Origin of the sequence: Nocardia cyriacigeorgica, assembly GCF_005863245.1 — a bacterium.
GTDB classification, from domain to species: Bacteria; Actinomycetota; Actinomycetes; order Mycobacteriales; family Mycobacteriaceae; genus Nocardia; species Nocardia cyriacigeorgica_C.
On record NZ_VBUT01000005.1, the window covers coordinates 1 to 13,224 of the forward strand.

Below are 13,224 nucleotides of genomic sequence, written 5' to 3' on the forward strand. Positions count from 1 at the left end.
CACGAAAGCCCCCGACCACGGTCGGGGGCTTTCGTCGTTTCCACAGGTTTTCGGTCTTTATAGACCTGGCAAAAAAACAATTCGCCGCCCGGCTCATGGAGTCCGGGCGGCGAATTGCGTTCGCGTCGAGGCGCTACGGCTTTCCGGCGGCGTCTCGCGCGGCGATGTAACCGAAGACGAGCCCCTGGCCGATCGTGGCGCCGGCTCCTGGGTAGGTGCGGCCGAAGACATTGGCGGCGGTATTGCCGATGGCGTAGAGACCGTCGATGACGGTGCCGTCCTCACGCAGTACGCGGGCGCGTTCGTCGGCGAGAACTCCGCCGCAGGTGCCGAGGTCGCTCAAGGTCATCTTCACCGCGTAGAACGGTCCATTGGTCAGCGGCCGCAGGTTCGGGTTCGGCTGGATCGTCGGATCACCGTAATAGCGGTCGTACGCGCTTTGCCCACGCCCGAACTCGCTGTCGGTCCCGGCCGTCGCGTCCTCGTTGAAACGGCGGAAGGTCTCGGCGAACGTGTGCTCCGGCACCCCGATCTTGCGGGCGAGCTCGGCCGGATCGTCGGCCTTGTGCGCGATGCCGGCCTCGTACCACGACTGCGGCAGCGGCTGACGCGGGAACAGCCCGGCGGCGAAGATGTAGCTGTTGCGGTACTTCTGATCGAACACGATCCAGGTCGACTCCACAGGGTCGCCTGCGCGCTCACGTTCGAGGATGCGCTGACCGTACGACATGTAGTCGATGGACTCGTTGATGAACCGGCGGCCCGTCTGGTCGACGATGAAGGAGCCGGGCAGCGAACGCTCCGCCAGCATCACCGTGGGTGCTCCTCCGGGGAGCGCCGCGACCGCCGGGAACCACCAGGCCTGATCCATCAAGCCGGTCGTCGCGCCGGTGTCCTGCGCGAGGCGGATCGCATCACCGGTATTGCCTTCGGCGCCGAGGCTTTCGTGCTCGCCTAGCCGCTCGGACTGGTACTTGCGCCGCATCGCCATATCGTGGTCGAAACCGCCGGCCGCGAGCACCACGCCGCGCCGGGCGGTCACGGTGACTTCCTGGTCGCCGTGGGCGACGACGGCGCCGGTGACGCGATCGCCGTCGGTGATGAGCCGGACCAGGCTCGTCTCGGTCCACACCGGGATCCCCGCGCGCACCACACCGGCGAACAAACCGGCCGCCAGAGCCTGGCCGCCGGCCATGTACTCACGGCGCAACGCGAGACCACCGACGCCCTGCGCGAGTCGCTTGAGGATGCGGGGAATGCCCTTGCTGGGGACCCGCGCCACCAGATTCATCCACTTGTAGTCGGCACCCGTGGTCGGCATCGGCACAGGTGCTTCCATCAGGCCGGGCCGCAGCCGCCGGCGCTCGGCGCGGAGCACCGACGCGTTGAACGGCCGGCATTCGCAGGTGCGGCCCACCGCGGACCCGCCCGGAAGCTCGGGATGGTAATCCGAATAGCCTTCGGCCCAGAAGAACTTCATCGGTGTCGCACGCTGCAACATCTCGACGGTGGCGGCGGAATTCTCGACGAAGGCTTTGCCACGTTCGGCCGGGGCCGAATCACCGACCACGGCACGCAGGTAGGTTTCGGCCCGCTGCTGCGAATCACCGGCGCCCGCCTCGCGCAGGATCGGGTTGTCGGGCAGCCAGAAGGCGCCACCGGAGCGCGCCGTCGAACCGCCCACATACTCGGTCTTCTCGATGATGAGGGTGGACAGCCCCAGCTCGTTCGCGGTCAACGCGGCGGCCATACCGGTGCCGGCGCCGACGACCAGCAGGTCGACGGTGGTATCACCGATCGTTGGGGCAGGTGCGGAACGGGTGCGCAATGGTGTACTCCTTCTTCTGATATGAGCGCTGGGGACGCGCTCGGCGTCGGACCGCAGGACGGCACCCTCCGGCGGAGAACCCGCCGCGCGAACCCGGCACGGCCACGCCGGTCAGGCCGCCGCTCGTCGCCGGTCGGCAGTGCGACCGCGCGGTGGAGCCGCCGCGTGACGTAGCACACGCTACGGGCGGTGCGCCGCTATCGGACCGCTGATCCCGCTGTGCGGGAAGCTGCTGGGGGCCGCGGGCCGCACCCCCTCCGAAGGCGCTGAGCGTGTTCAATCGCCGCTTCCCGGTCAGTGGGAGCGGGAGGTCGGGAATGCCGGTGATGACATGCGTGGTCCCTCGGGTTCGCGGAGAACTCGCGGGAATCCCCGACGCGTACCGCACCCGCGTCGCTGGTCCGGATCGGGTGTTCGATAGGCGACGCGGCCGTGCGCACTGGGCGCGCAGGATGCAGGGTGCCGATGTCTGGTCATGGGCGTGTCGGCAGGCCGTGCGTGGCAGACTCGGGGTCGATCGGTTCGGACGACGAAAGGGATCACTGGTGAATGTTCACGTCAGGCGCTTCGGATTCGCGGCGACGCTCGGCGTTCTCGGACTGGCGACGGCATTCGCCGCGCCGGGAGCCGGGGCCGCGGTGACCGGAGTGAGTGTGGCCGCCGGGCCGGAAGGGCTACGCGCCGGATGCGCCTACACCGTGACCGCCACCGTCGACGCGCCGCCCGCCGAAGCCGGCGAAATCACGATCATCAACAGTGGTGGTGCCGTGCCCGGCAATGGGGATCGCCTCGGGCAAGCGGTGTATCACCCGGAGAACGGGACCGCGACGTTCGAATGGATCCCGAAGTACACCGGAAAGCAGAACATCACCGCCCAGCAGTTCAAGGAAGGGCAGTACACCTCGTCGAAGTACATCGAGGTCGATGTGCAGGGGCAGGGGATCGACGCCGGAAGTTCCTGCCTGCCGCTGCCGTAGCGGAACGCTGCTGGTCTGCGCGGCGCGTACTCGGTGGGGCGACGAATATGTCCGCCGCCCCACCGAGTTCACTGTCGGCCGAATTTGCCGCTGGACAGCGCAGTGGTGAATGCGTTCCACGCGGTGGGGGCGAAGACGAGCGCTGGGCCGGTGGGATTCTTGGAGTCGCGGACGCCTACGTGATTGCCGTCGACGAACGCGACTTCGACGCATTCCTTGCTTCCCGAGCTGCGGGTGCTCTTGCGCCACACCGCGTTGGATAGGTCGACGGAGTAGTTGTCGGACACCTGTCAGGCTCCCTTGTTGAGTGCGATCTGGCCCCTGCGCTCAGTCGCGGCCGAGTTCGCCGTTATGGATGGCGGCGGTGAACGCGTCCCATGCGGATGGCGCGAAGACGAGCGCTGGGCCGGTGGGGTTCTTGGAGTCGCGGACGCCTACCATTCCGGCGCCCAAGTGGGCGACCTCGACGCACTGGGCGTTTGATTCGCTGTGACGACTCTTGAACCACCGCGCCCCGGATAGGTCGACATTCACCGCTGGTCATGCTCCCTTGCTACCTGCCGGAGCAGGTCTCGCGTTCTTGCCTCATCCAGCGCTTGGTGTCGGATGAAGTCAGCGAGCTCAGTGTAACGCTGCACGTCTTCTCGTCTCTCCAGGTACATGTCACTGCTCATGCCGCCGTCCAGGTAGACCACTGGGGGTTCGACCGGGTTGCCTCTGGTATCGGTTCCGAAATCAAGAATGACGAAGGGGCCTGTCATCAGGCCCCATGGCAGCCCAGCCGAATAGGGGTGAACACGGAGCGTGATGTTGTCGCGCTTGCTGCTCTCGGCCAGTTCCCGTAGCTGCGCGGACATGATTCGTGGGCTGCCGACGACTCGATGCAAGGCTGACTCGTGGAGGAGTACCTCCAACTGGAGTGGATTCGTCTTACGGGTCACGATCGCCTGCCGCTTGAGCCGAACCAGCAGTCGTCGGTCGATGTCGTCCTGGCTTTCGTATCCGGGGAAGGCAGCGATCAAGGCGCGGGCGTACTCCGGGGTCTGCAACAAGCCCGGCACCTGTTCGCAGTAGGACAGGAGCCGTCGAGCCGAGGTCTCCATGCCGACGTACATGTTGAATGCGTTGCTGAACATTCCGACAAACGCAGTGACCTCTGGGTTGTTTGCGGCCTTGATGGCCAAGTCGACAGCCTGCTCCGTCTCAACCGGCGGGACTTCGTACAGCTCGCACAACGCCCGGACGTCCTGCTTGCGCAGCTTCTGCGGGCGGCCGGTTTCCATCCGCTGCAACGCGGCCGTGCTCAGCTGAACTTCGACGGCCGCTGCCGCGATCGTCAGGCCCCGGCCCTCCCTGCACTCTCTGAGGAATCGTCCGAGTTGGCGCCGGAGCAAGGTGGGTGATTCCTCGGACATCTTGCGGCTCCTCTGAATTGAGTTCTATCGGGGGCGGTTTTGAATCCATGATGTCGCGAAACCGAGGATGATCGTGGTGCTTTGAGCGAACTGATTTGAATATTCAATTCGTCCGTCTCAGGGTGGCCTGGAGATGCTCTCCTAGTGATGCGCCCGGCAGGGAGACGCCACCCGGACCCCTCCGCAACTCCCGTTCCCGGTGTCGGTCATCCACCGGGCCGGGCGCACCCAACTTCCGACTACCTGACTCGAGGTCTGCTCATGGAGCGCATGGCTTTTGGTGACACTCCTGCTTCGCGGTGCGAGTTCTACCGCAGGGTGTGTGGTTTGGCTGCTGTCGTCCAGCCCGGGAGCGGGCGGATCGTGATGCCCGCGGGGTCGGTGTGGGCGCTACGGATGACGTCGGTGCTCGGGCAGGCGGTGCGTTCCGACCTGCACGCGCGGCGATGTGCGGTGGGGCCCATCATCTCTCACCCGCGGTCGGGGACGTGGATGTTTCTGGTGCGGCCGGATCTGCCCGAATCGGATCGGCTGCTGGCGCAGTTGTACGGTGCGCGGGTCGCGGTGCATCGGCGCGGTGGGGAGATTCCGTTGCCGTCGCCGGGGGATCGGCCGTTCAGCATGCGGCAGTGGGTGGAACCGTTGCGTGATCAGTTCCGGCCGTCGGGGGCGCTGGTGGTGGCGGCGGTGAGCCGGTGCCTGCCGGCGGGGACGGTGGATCTGCGGTTGCTCGATGACGGGCCTGCGGCGCGATGAGGGACAGTGGGGATGAGATCGCGCGGGGCGGCGGTGCGACGAGGAATGGCGGCGGCGCCGTGCGGGCGGATAGCGGCGCGGCGAGGGCGGTTAGCGGCTGCGGGGTGGGGACGGCTGACGATGGCGCGGCGGGGGATGGCGACGGCGCGGCGAGGGCGGTTAGCGGCGGCGCGGTGGGGACGGCTGACGATGGCGCGGTGAGGGATGGCGACGGCGCGGCGGGGGCGGGTGGCGACGGCGCGGCGGGGGCGGGTGGCGGCGGCGCGGTGGGGACGGCTGACGATGGCGCGGCGGGGGATGGCGACGGCGGAGCGGATGGGCGCGGCGGTGCGGGGGCTGGCGGCGGTGCGGGGGCGGATAGCGGCGGGAACGCGGGCAGCGGCTTCGCGAGGGAATCGCTTCCGATGCGGGCAGGCGGCAACGGCTTTGGCGTGGCCCGGCCTGCGCGGGTGCTGCTCCCGGACGCCGGCCGGTTGTTCCGCGTGTTCTGCGCGGTTGATCCGGTGGATGATCCTCTCGTGCATTCCGCGGTGGCGGTGCTTTCGGTGTGGGTGCGGCACTTCGACTCCGGGCGCCGCCCGATGCTCGCCCGCCTCGCCGGTCAACTCGACCTCTACGTGTGGCTCATCGACTGCCACGCCGAAGACCTCCTCGCCGGTCACCCCGCCGACCCTGACGCGGACGAAATGCACTACACCTACGGCGAACACGTCGCGCTGCTGACCGCCGACTTCGTGCGATACAAGCGCGAGCAGTCGAGCCCCGGCGGCGTCACCGACGAGCAAGCCCTGCATCACCACCGTCACTGGCAGGGCTTCGACGCGATGGTGGCGGCGGTGCACGCCGGGACCGTGCGCCTCACGCCACCGCGTGATCCGTCGTCGCCGCGGTTCACCGCGCCCTGGCGGGGCGGGGCGATCGGGCGGTGAATTCGCGCGTCGGCTATCGGTCTGGCCAGGCTCGGAATCGTTGATTGCTCCGCGGGGGTTGATCTAGCCGGCGTCGATCGGGTTGCGTGCCGGAAGGAGTTCGGCGATCAGTGCCTCGACGCGGGTTCTGATTTCATCCCTGATCGGGCGGACCGCCTCGATCCCCTTGCCCGCGGGGTCGTCGAGGACCCAATCGCGGTAGCTCACGCCGGGGAAGAAGGGGCAGGCGTCGCCGCAGCCCATGGTGATCACCACGTCGGAGGTTTCGACGGTCTCGGGGGTCAGGATTTTCGGGTGCTGGGTGGAGATATCGATGCCTAGTTCGGCCATCGCCTCGACCGCGACCGGGTTGATGGATGCTGCTGGGGCGCTGCCGGCGGAACGGACTTCGATGGCGTCGCCGGCGAGGTGGGTGAGGAATCCGGCGGCCATCTGGGAGCGGCCCGCATTGTGCACGCAGACGAACAGGACGCTGGGTGTGCTTGTCATGACAGCGGATCCTTCGATGAGGGCGGCGGGGCGTGATTGTCTGGAATATGCGCGGTGACAGTGGGTTTCATGCCACGGTGGCGTGGCGGCGTCGGATTCGGGCGCGGTCGCGGTGCCGCCATCGGTATTCGTCGGTAGATCATGACGTACTCCGAACACGGACGGACGTCTCCGCCTCGGCGCCTGCCGGGGCAAAGCGACTGCGCAGCGCCAGCGACACATACACGAGGCCGACCAGGACGGGGACCTCGATCAGCGGTCCGACCACACCGGCGAGCGCCTGTCCGGACGCTGCCCCGTAGGTGGCGATGGCGACCGCGATGGCGAGTTCGAAGTTGTTGCCGGCGGCGGTGAACGCGAGGGTGGTCGTGCGTTCGTAACCCAGGCCCATGACCGCGCCGAGTAGATAGCCGCCGCCCCACATGATCGCGAAATAGATCAGCAGCGGGATGGCGATGCGCACCACGTCGAGGGGATGGGAGGTGATCTGGTCGCCCTGTAATGCGAACAGGATGACGATGGTGAACAGCAGTCCGTACAGCGCCCACGGGCCGAGCCGGGGGAGCAGGGTGGACTCGTACCAGGAACGGCCCTTGGCCTTTTCGCCGAAGTGCCGGGTCAGGAAACCGGCCAGCAGGGGGATGCCGAGGAAGATCAGCACCGATTTCGCGATCTGCCAGGGCGAGGCGTCGATGGTGGCCTGTTCGAGGCCGAGCCGACCGGGCAGCACCGACAGGTAGAACCAGCCGAGTCCGGCGAACATGATCACCTGGAAGATCGAGTTCAGCGCCACGAGGACGGCGGCGGCCTCGCGATCACCGCAGGCGAGGTCGTTCCAGATGACGACCATCGCGATACAGCGCGCGAGCCCGACGATGATCAGCCCGGTCCGGTACTCCGGCAGATCCGGCAGCAGCAACCAGGCCAGCCCGAACATGAGCGCCGGGCCGAGCACCCAGTTCAAGGCCAGCGAGCCGAGCAGGAGTTTGCGGTCGCCGGTGACGGTGCCGAGCCGGTCGTAGCGGACCTTCGCCAGCACCGGGTACATCATGATGAGCAGGCCGAGCGCGATCGGCAGCGAGATCCCATCGATCTCCACCGCGCCCAGCACATCGCCGAGTCCTGGAATCATCCGCCCGAGCAGCAGCCCGGCCAGCATTGCCGCGCCGATCCACACCGGCAGGAATCGATCGAGCGTGGACAGCTTGGCGACGACCGGTGCTGCGGTGTCGGTGCCGACGTTCACGCCCGCACCTCCGCGGCGCCGCTTTCCACCAGCAGCGCCTCCGACAGTCGCCGCAACGCCGCCGGGACGACGCGGTAGTACACCCACGACGCCCGTCGCTCGCTGTCGAGCAGCCCGGCCTCGCGCAGCACCTTCAGGTGATGGGAGATCGTCGGCTGACTCAGGTCGATACCTTCGGACAGATCGCACACACACGCTTCCTGCCCCGCCCGCGCGGCGATATTGCTCAGCAGCCGCAGCCGCACCGGATCCGACAGCGCCTTGAACACCGCCGCCAGCTCGGCCGCAGCAGAAGCGTCCATCGGCTCCCGCGTCAACGGCGCCCCGACACACGCCTGCTCCGGAATCACGTCCAGCTCCGACTTCGACATGCATCGATATTGACGGGTATCGAATCAGTACGCAAACCGGAACCGCTGAACTGCAAGGATCTGCGGGCCGAGCGCCGCCACGCTCACAGCAGGGGGAGGGTGGGTTGGATCTCGAGGGCTACCGAGACGAGGGAGTGCACTCGGGCGGCGATGATGTTGAGCAGGCCCTGGATTTCGGCGGGGGCGGATTCGGCGGCGGTTTGCAGGTTCTTGAGGTCGCCGTCGAGCTGGGCGAGGGCTTTGGCGGTGTCGCCGGGGCGGGCGCGGAGGGCGGCCGCGATCTCCTCGAGCGGGATGCCCTGGCCTTCCAGGCGCTGGATGAGGTGGATGCGGTCGACGTCGGCGGGGTGGTAGAGGCGGTAGCCGCCTGCGGTGCGCTCGGCGGGGGTGAGCAAGCCGAGACCGGTGTAGTAGTCGATGGTCCGGTTGCTGACTCCCGCGCGGGTGGCCAATTCGCCGATGCGGACCAAAGTGTCGGGCATGGGCCTCCTTTCGCGCGGCGGTGAAACGATACAGCGCGTGCCGGGGCCGGCATGCGAGGAGCGTCACGCTACCCGAACCATACAGTTGCGCGTGTTACTGTGGGATCCCGATGAGCACTTACCTGTCGGCCGAGTCGATCACCCACCTGGCGCTGCTGCCCGGATTCCTGGACCCGGTGAACCTGCTGAACTCCTTCGGTACCTGGATGCTGGTCGGCCTGCTGGCTGTCGTGTTCATCGAATCCGGGCTACTGTTCCCGCTGCTTCCGGGCGATTCGCTGCTGTTCACGGCCGGGCTCATCGCAGCCTCGAAATCCACCGAGATCGAGCCGTTCGCGCCGATCTGGTTGCTGCTGATCCTGATTCCGCTGGCCGCCATCGCCGGTGACCAAGTGGGGTACCTCATCGGAGCACGCGGCGGCACCGCGCTGTTCAAGAACAACGATGCGCGGCTGTTCAAGAAGAAGTACATCGACGAATCGCACGCATTCTTCGAAAAGCACGGGCCCATCACCATTGTGCTGGCACGCTTCGTGCCCATCGTGCGCACATTCGCGCCGGTCGTGGCCGGGGCCTCCGGCATGCGCTATCCGGTGTTCGCGCTCTACAACGTCGTCGGCGGCGTGCTGTGGGGCGCCGGCGTCACCTACCTCGGTTATCTGCTCGGCCAGATCGCGGTGGTGCGCGACAACATCGACCTCATCTTCCTGCTGATCGTCGCGGTGTCGGTGCTGCCGATCGTCATCGAGGTGGGTAAGCGGATGCTGGCGAGCAGGTCTGCTGGTTCGGCGTCCGATGAGCCGGACACCGCGGACGCCGAGGAGTCCGTGCGGTCCTGAGGATCACCGGCGGGCACGTCAGCCGACTCGCGATCGCCGGTGGGCCGCCGAGCCCCGGCCTCAGAGGATGAGCCGGCCGCCGGTGACGGCGAGGCGGGCGGCGGAGATAGCTGGCGTCGTCGCGCCCGACGACGGCACCAACCCTCAATCGCAGCTGGCTACGATCGTAGTAGTCGGCTACGCTCGTAGCATGAGCGCCCTTCCTGCCCGTGACCTGCGCAATCACACCGCTGAGGTGTTGCGGCGTGTCGAAGCCGGTGAAGAGTTCGAAATCTTGAAGGACAACCGCCCGGTCGCGAAGATCATTCCGCTTCCCCGCCGGCGTCAATGGGTGCCTGCCTCGGAGGTCGTGCAGGAGTTGCTACGACTCGGGCCGGATACCACAGGACTGGCTCAGGAGCTGCGCGAGACTTTGTCCGACACTACTGACGACCTGCCATGGTAGAAGCACAACGTGCGATCGCCGATACATCGATCTTCATCGGCCTGGAAGCTCAGCGTTACGACTCGTCGTTGTTTGAGGCCTATGAGTGGGGTGTATCGGTTATTACCCTGGGCGAACTACGACTCGGAGTAATCAACGCCAGGGATCCGGAGTCCGCAGCGCGGAGGCTGTCCACCTACCAGCTCGCACAGCGCTTCGAACCCATCGGGATCGATGAAATGGTCTCGGAGACATGGGCATTGCTGGTGTCCCGACTCCGGGCCGCAGGACGAAAGGCGCCGATCAACGACAGCTGGATCGCTGCCACCGCGTTGGCGCACGAGATCCCAGTTGTTACCCAGGACGCGGATTACGACCATATGCCCGGATTGCAGGTCATCAAACTCTGAACGGCCGGCGTGGGCAGGTGCCGGAGTCGTGTATTCAGGGCGCGTAGGCGCGGTCGGGCGTGGGTTCTCAGGGCTCATCGAGGGAGATGACGACTTTCACGTCATCGGGGTCGTGGGTGAAGGCGTCGGCGTATTTCGTCAGGGGCAGGCGGCGGGTGATGAGGCGGTCGAGCCATGTGGGGTCGGCGGCGGCGAGAGCGTCGGCGGCGAGGCGGTAGTGGCGGAGGTCGCCGGGCGCGACATCGCTGCCGTCGGGTGCACTGACCACGCGGCCGAGGGATTCGTGGCCGAGGATGAGCCGGCCCTTACCCGGTGGCGGCCAGCCGTAGGCGCCGTCGGCGATCTCACGGTCGGTGCCGCAGACCCCGACCGCGACGCCGTCGACGAGGAGTTCACCCGGGCCGGGTTCGGGGTCGGGCAGCTCGTCCAGGCGCAGTGATTCGGAGCTGGTCGGATCCACGGTCAGCGCGCGCATGGTGCCGGGCTACCTGTATCGGACCAGGTCATGCGCGGGTGTCGAGTTATGTTGCCGGGCAACCGGTTCGCCGGTGGAAATTCCGGGAGAAAAAGTCGCGGCATCGGTGATTAGCCCATCGCGGACCGGGAATCGCACCCCTCGAGGCCGGTGACGGTCTCAGAACCAGAAAGGAGTACGAGATGGCAGACTCCAAGAATCCTGGGCAGTTCGGCAATCGCCCGGACACCGAAGAGCAGGCTCGCCGCGGCGGCCAGGCCAGCACGGGTAGCTTCGGCGAGCGCAACGCCGCCGACCCGAGCCAGGCCGGTCGCAAGGGCGCGGAAGCCCAGCCGACCGAAGCGAAGGCGCGCGGTGGGCAGCACAGCCACGGCGGGCACTGACCGCCTGCCAGCGGACGCCGACGGTCGCCGCGCGTAGCGGCGACCCGACACGGATCCGGCGTTGCCACGTCTCCCGAACCCCTCCGGGGACGTGCGCACGCCGGGTCCGTTGCTGTGTACCGGTGGTGTGGGCTGTTGAGATCGACTGCACTCTGTTGCGTTCTACCGGGCCGGTTGCGATGGTCTGCGGCCCTTTGCGAGTCACGGGCGTGCTGCGAGTCACGGGTCCGGTGCGACTCAGCGCCCGTTGTGCCGAGAAGCGACGCCGCGGGCCGCGTGCATCTCGCCCAATCGCCGTCGCATCGGCGCCACCAGCCAGACCGCGACGAACACCACCGCCGTCGCGGCTCCGGTGACGATGGCCGCGACCGGCCCGACGACGACGTCCACGATCAGCGTCGTCACCCCGCACATCGCCACACCCAGCAGCGCCAGACCTGCCAGCGTGCACCGGTGGGCCGCGGTGACGATGGTCTGCAATCGGTGCCTGCGGAACAGCAGCCGATGCCACGACACCGGCGCGACCAGGAAGATGGTGCCGCCCACCGCCGCGCCCGCGGTGACCAGGTACACCCCGCGCATCCCGGTGTCGAGCGAATCGAACGAGGGCTGGAACGGCAGGATCATCAGGAAACCGGTCAGCAATTGCACGCCGGTCTGCAAGACGCGCAGCTCTTGCAGCAGGTGCGCCCAGTTGCGGTCGAGTCGCTGGGTGGGGGTCTCGGCTCGGGCGTGCCAGTTCCAGGTGTCGTGATCGGCGCCCGCGGGTGTGCTGCCGCGCCGAGGGCCCGCCCGTCGCGGCCGGGCGTTGCCCGTGGAATGTGTGCGACGTACCGGCATGGCTTTCCTCTGTGCTCACTCGCGACGACCTGCTCGACCTGCTTGCGGCGTACCCGCAGCGGACCAGGTCATTCCCTCGACGGCGGGTCAGTCGACCGCAGCGACGCGGTCCCTCCCGAGCGCCAGGACCGGCGATTCAGTGCTGGTGCGCCGGGCACGCACCGGTCGCTGGACGATGCCCGAGTCCGAACTCATCGACGCCATCGAGAAGACCAATCGGCGCGAGACTGCGGCTCGACGCCGGTGAGGCACTGCGCGAACCCCTGTTTCGTGCCGGTCGGACAGGGAATTACGCGACTGTAGGCAGGGCGTCGAGACAACGGCGCCGGCCCGCCCGAAGGAACTCCCTGAATGCCGGTCGGAGCGGATTGCTCGACAACGGCGTCGACTCCGTCCGCCCGGCGACGTCCCGGCGGCATGATCGCCGGGACAGGCGGTGTCACTCGTCGGTCGGCGCGCCGACGATGTCGCGCCGACCACGAGATCACCGCCGTGGGGAAGCGGCGACAGTCACTCCCGCCGGTGCCTGCGATGGCTGGTATCGCACAGCGGGTAGCACGTGGATCGCTTGCACAGGCAGATCGCGACCTGGAATCTGTCCGAGCGCACGGTGCGCCCGTCGGCGGTGATCAGCTCGACGGGGCCGTCGATGAGCGCGGGGCCGTCGGCGGTGAACCGCACGCGGGTGGGTTCAGGGCTTGGTTCGGTCGGCACGGATCACCACCAGTTCCTCATGTCGCTGACCTGGTTCGATGAGACCTTGCTCGGCCAGCCAATGCGCTCGCGACCGCATGATCGGCCCGAACGGAATCCGGGTGCGCGCCACCACGGCCGCCTTCAACCCGCCCGCCTTCAATCGCGACACCGTGAGGTGCGGTCCGCTGATCGCCGACTGCACCAGCAAAGCGACCCCATTGAGGTCGAGCAGACTCGGCAACCGCGCGCAGAGCGGGTCGAGCAGGTCCCGGCCGTGATGGCCGGCATCCCACGCCCGTGCGCCCACGCGGGACCGGGCACCGTCGGCGACCGGGACATACGGCGGGTTGGCCAGCACCACATCGAACCGGCGATTGTGCATGACAGTGCGGAAATCGCCGTGCACCAGCTCCACGGCCAGCCTGCGCAGCCGGATGTTCAGCCAGGCCGAGACCACGGCCGCGCGCGAGATGTCGACCGCGGTCACCGAGGCGGCGCCGGCCTTGGCCGCCGCGATCGCGACGGCGCCGGTGCCGGTGCACAGATCGAGCACCCGCCCGCCGGGGGCCAGGCCGGCCTCGGTCATGGCGCGGGCGAGCAGCCAGGAGTCGGCCTGCGGCCGGTAGACGCCGGGGGCGTTGATGAGTCTCATGGGTGGGGGATA

The 13,224-nt window shown here is 67.8% G+C and carries 19 protein-coding genes; 7 read left to right on the plus strand and 12 right to left on the minus strand.

Annotation, left to right across the window (positions count from 1 at the left end; all coding sequences use genetic code 11):
- Nucleotides 1-133: 133 nt before the first annotated feature.
- Nucleotides 134-1,828, minus strand: a complete 1,695-nt coding sequence (locus FEK34_RS13165) for a 3-ketosteroid-delta-1-dehydrogenase (protein WP_138448171.1) — start codon at nucleotides 1,826-1,828, stop codon at nucleotides 134-136.
- A 545-nt stretch (nucleotides 1,829-2,373) separates the two neighbouring features.
- Between FEK34_RS13165 and FEK34_RS13170 the strand changes: the two genes are divergently transcribed.
- Nucleotides 2,374-2,805 carry a hypothetical protein gene (locus tag FEK34_RS13170; protein WP_138448172.1) on the plus strand — a complete coding sequence of 144 codons (432 nt, stop codon included), beginning with the start codon at nucleotides 2,374-2,376 and terminating at the stop codon, nucleotides 2,803-2,805.
- 68 nt (nucleotides 2,806-2,873) lie between these two features.
- Here the strand turns inward: FEK34_RS13170 and FEK34_RS13175 are convergent, their stop codons facing one another.
- The 3 genes from FEK34_RS13175 to FEK34_RS13185 are packed head-to-tail and all read right to left on the minus strand — an operon-like array spanning nucleotide 2,874 to nucleotide 4,220.
- Nucleotides 2,874-3,092: a DUF397 domain-containing protein gene (locus tag FEK34_RS13175; protein WP_138448173.1), complete on the minus strand. Its 219-nt coding sequence runs from the start codon at nucleotides 3,090-3,092 to the stop codon at nucleotides 2,874-2,876.
- Nucleotides 3,093-3,132: 40 nt separating this feature from the next.
- Nucleotides 3,133-3,339: a DUF397 domain-containing protein gene (locus tag FEK34_RS13180; protein WP_138448174.1), complete on the minus strand. Its 207-nt coding sequence runs from the start codon at nucleotides 3,337-3,339 to the stop codon at nucleotides 3,133-3,135.
- Nucleotides 3,336-4,220, minus strand: a complete 885-nt coding sequence (locus tag FEK34_RS13185; RefSeq protein ID WP_138448175.1) for a helix-turn-helix domain-containing protein — start codon at nucleotides 4,218-4,220, stop codon at nucleotides 3,336-3,338. Before FEK34_RS13185 ends, FEK34_RS13180 begins: the two co-directional genes overlap by 4 nt.
- Nucleotides 4,221-4,538: 318 nt before the next feature.
- Between FEK34_RS13185 and FEK34_RS13190 the strand changes: the two genes are divergently transcribed.
- Nucleotides 4,539-4,976: a DNA-directed RNA polymerase subunit beta gene (locus tag FEK34_RS13190; RefSeq protein WP_249359227.1), complete on the plus strand. Its 438-nt coding sequence runs from the start codon at nucleotides 4,539-4,541 to the stop codon at nucleotides 4,974-4,976.
- 197 nt (nucleotides 4,977-5,173) lie between these two features.
- On the plus strand, nucleotides 5,174-5,905 hold the full coding sequence (locus FEK34_RS13195) for a hypothetical protein (RefSeq protein ID WP_138448177.1): 732 nt from the start codon (nucleotides 5,174-5,176) through the stop codon (nucleotides 5,903-5,905).
- Nucleotides 5,906-5,968: 63 nt separating this feature from the next.
- Here the strand turns inward: FEK34_RS13195 and FEK34_RS13200 are convergent, their stop codons facing one another.
- From FEK34_RS13200 to FEK34_RS13215, 4 genes are all read right to left on the minus strand, one after another.
- Nucleotides 5,969-6,394 carry an arsenate reductase ArsC gene (locus FEK34_RS13200; protein WP_138448178.1) on the minus strand — a complete coding sequence of 142 codons (426 nt, stop codon included), beginning with the start codon at nucleotides 6,392-6,394 and terminating at the stop codon, nucleotides 5,969-5,971.
- 139 nt (nucleotides 6,395-6,533) lie between these two features.
- A complete protein-coding gene (gene arsB / locus FEK34_RS13205; protein ID WP_138448179.1) occupies nucleotides 6,534-7,640 on the minus strand; it encodes an ACR3 family arsenite efflux transporter in 1,107 nt (368 codons plus the stop codon).
- Nucleotides 7,637-8,011, minus strand: a complete 375-nt coding sequence (locus tag FEK34_RS13210; protein WP_138448180.1) for an ArsR/SmtB family transcription factor — start codon at nucleotides 8,009-8,011, stop codon at nucleotides 7,637-7,639. The genes arsB and FEK34_RS13210 overlap by 4 nt, the downstream gene beginning before the upstream one ends.
- 83 nt (nucleotides 8,012-8,094) lie before the next feature.
- The gene (locus FEK34_RS13215; RefSeq protein ID WP_138448181.1) at nucleotides 8,095-8,493 is read right to left on the minus strand and encodes a MerR family transcriptional regulator; all 399 of its coding nucleotides are present in this window, start codon (nucleotides 8,491-8,493) and stop codon (nucleotides 8,095-8,097) included.
- Between the two features lie 110 nt (nucleotides 8,494-8,603).
- Here FEK34_RS13215 and FEK34_RS13220 point away from each other — a divergent pair, with 110 nt between their 5' ends.
- The 3 genes from FEK34_RS13220 to FEK34_RS13230 all read left to right on the plus strand — a co-directional run bounded on the left by FEK34_RS13220 (nucleotide 8,604) and on the right by FEK34_RS13230 (nucleotide 10,166).
- Nucleotides 8,604-9,332: a VTT domain-containing protein gene (locus FEK34_RS13220; protein WP_138448182.1), complete on the plus strand. Its 729-nt coding sequence runs from the start codon at nucleotides 8,604-8,606 to the stop codon at nucleotides 9,330-9,332.
- Nucleotides 9,333-9,522: 190 nt separating this feature from the next.
- Entirely contained in the window at nucleotides 9,523-9,777 is a 255-nt protein-coding gene (locus FEK34_RS13225) for a type II toxin-antitoxin system Phd/YefM family antitoxin (RefSeq protein ID WP_138448183.1), read from the plus strand.
- Entirely contained in the window at nucleotides 9,771-10,166 is a 396-nt protein-coding gene (locus FEK34_RS13230; protein WP_138448184.1) for a type II toxin-antitoxin system VapC family toxin, read from the plus strand. Before FEK34_RS13225 ends, FEK34_RS13230 begins: the two co-directional genes overlap by 7 nt.
- A 67-nt stretch (nucleotides 10,167-10,233) precedes the next feature.
- On the opposite strand, the gene FEK34_RS13235 is transcribed toward FEK34_RS13230, so the two are convergent.
- Nucleotides 10,234-10,641 (minus strand): alcohol dehydrogenase catalytic domain-containing protein, encoded by a 408-nt coding sequence (locus FEK34_RS13235; RefSeq protein ID WP_138448185.1) that lies wholly within the window; start codon nucleotides 10,639-10,641, stop codon nucleotides 10,234-10,236.
- 182 nt (nucleotides 10,642-10,823) lie between these two features.
- Between FEK34_RS13235 and FEK34_RS13240 the strand changes: the two genes are divergently transcribed.
- Nucleotides 10,824-11,024, plus strand: a complete 201-nt coding sequence (locus FEK34_RS13240) for a hypothetical protein (RefSeq protein WP_014350682.1) — start codon at nucleotides 10,824-10,826, stop codon at nucleotides 11,022-11,024.
- 237 nt (nucleotides 11,025-11,261) lie between these two features.
- Here the strand turns inward: FEK34_RS13240 and FEK34_RS13245 are convergent, their stop codons facing one another.
- The 3 genes from FEK34_RS13245 to FEK34_RS13260 all read right to left on the minus strand — a co-directional run bounded on the left by FEK34_RS13245 (nucleotide 11,262) and on the right by FEK34_RS13260 (nucleotide 13,212).
- On the minus strand, nucleotides 11,262-11,864 hold the full coding sequence (locus tag FEK34_RS13245) for a DUF6328 family protein (RefSeq protein WP_249357909.1): 603 nt from the start codon (nucleotides 11,862-11,864) through the stop codon (nucleotides 11,262-11,264).
- Nucleotides 11,865-12,374: 510 nt separating this feature from the next.
- On the minus strand, nucleotides 12,375-12,578 hold the full coding sequence (locus FEK34_RS13255) for a CDGSH iron-sulfur domain-containing protein (RefSeq protein WP_249359102.1): 204 nt from the start codon (nucleotides 12,576-12,578) through the stop codon (nucleotides 12,375-12,377).
- Nucleotides 12,556-13,212 (minus strand): HemK2/MTQ2 family protein methyltransferase, encoded by a 657-nt coding sequence (locus FEK34_RS13260; protein ID WP_138448186.1) that lies wholly within the window; start codon nucleotides 13,210-13,212, stop codon nucleotides 12,556-12,558. Before FEK34_RS13260 ends, FEK34_RS13255 begins: the two co-directional genes overlap by 23 nt.
- Nucleotides 13,213-13,224 lie beyond the last annotated feature (12 nt).

Bases quoted from the DNA above. Each gene is read 5' to 3' on its own strand.
- FEK34_RS13245 (WP_249357909.1), bottom strand. From the start codon at position 11,864: ATGCCGGTACGTCGCACACATTCCACGGGCAACGCCCGGCCGCGACGG.
- FEK34_RS13225 (WP_138448183.1), top strand. From the start codon at position 9,523: ATGAGCGCCCTTCCTGCCCGTGACCTGCGCAATCACACCGCTGAGGTG.
- FEK34_RS13215 (WP_138448181.1), bottom strand. From the start codon at position 8,493: ATGCCCGACACTTTGGTCCGCATCGGCGAATTGGCCACCCGCGCGGGA.
- FEK34_RS13240 (WP_014350682.1), top strand. From the start codon at position 10,824: ATGGCAGACTCCAAGAATCCTGGGCAGTTCGGCAATCGCCCGGACACC.
- FEK34_RS13185 (WP_138448175.1), bottom strand. From the start codon at position 4,220: ATGTCCGAGGAATCACCCACCTTGCTCCGGCGCCAACTCGGACGATTC.
- FEK34_RS13220 (WP_138448182.1), top strand. From the start codon at position 8,604: ATGAGCACTTACCTGTCGGCCGAGTCGATCACCCACCTGGCGCTGCTG.
- FEK34_RS13230 (WP_138448184.1), top strand. From the start codon at position 9,771: ATGGTAGAAGCACAACGTGCGATCGCCGATACATCGATCTTCATCGGC.
- FEK34_RS13210 (WP_138448180.1), bottom strand. From the start codon at position 8,011: ATGTCGAAGTCGGAGCTGGACGTGATTCCGGAGCAGGCGTGTGTCGGG.
- FEK34_RS13260 (WP_138448186.1), bottom strand. From the start codon at position 13,212: ATGAGACTCATCAACGCCCCCGGCGTCTACCGGCCGCAGGCCGACTCC.
- FEK34_RS13200 (WP_138448178.1), bottom strand. From the start codon at position 6,394: ATGACAAGCACACCCAGCGTCCTGTTCGTCTGCGTGCACAATGCGGGC.
- FEK34_RS13235 (WP_138448185.1), bottom strand. From the start codon at position 10,641: ATGCGCGCGCTGACCGTGGATCCGACCAGCTCCGAATCACTGCGCCTG.